At 35.3% G+C, this 743-nt stretch carries 1 protein-coding gene; it reads right to left on the bottom strand.

Annotated features, from left to right (window positions below):
- Nucleotides 1–743, bottom strand: a 743-nt coding sequence (locus tag EII32_RS11400) for a M14 family zinc carboxypeptidase (RefSeq protein WP_148096837.1), incomplete at both ends; no start/stop codon positions are given.

The following is a 743-nucleotide window of genomic DNA, read 5'->3' as shown; positions in this document are numbered from 1 at the left end:
TCTTGATTCTGGTACACTTAACGGCTCTTTATTTGTCCAATGTCTTGAATCTCCATATGGTGTAAATCCTATTGGGAAATCTCTATTACAATCTACTGCACCTACTATAGTACATCTTCCTGGCCCATTATTTGTATATCCTTCTGATAATCCATCTGGATTTGCTACTGGAATTATATATAGTGACCAATTGTTTGTTCCTGCATTTTGGAAGTGCTCTATAAGTCCATTACCTATTCTAGTTAACTCAATACCATCTGCTGCCCAGTGATCTTCCCATCCGTGTATTGCACATACATATATCAATGAATTAGCTCCATTACCAACTTTATAAGCTGCTAATTCTCTTCCTCTTCCACTTGTTCCATATACTATTTTTTGTGCATTTGTTATTGATGGTCTAGGTATATCCACTCTAGTAGCTGCTGAACCTTCATATTTTACATAACCTGACTTTGTGTTAGGTCCTTTTGATGTATTATAAACAACATGTGTCATTCCATTTTTCTTATATAGTGGTGTTGCTGATTCATATGGATCTAATGATCCTAAATGTCCACCATTTTCATCTAATACTTCCTCTGGTGTACTTCCATTGTGCCACATACTTTGATTAAAGTACCTTATTAAGTTAGTTGCATTTGTTACATAACCCTGTCTTACTACATTGCCAGCTGGATACTGTACTAAAACTAATTGCCTGCTATAACTAACATCTAAAACAGTTATCTTATCTCCTACAC

Source organism: Prevotella sp. OH937_COT-195, from assembly GCF_003932845.1.
GTDB lineage: Bacteria > Bacteroidota > Bacteroidia > Bacteroidales > Bacteroidaceae > Prevotella.
This window is presented reverse-complemented; position numbering and strand designations above follow the sequence as displayed.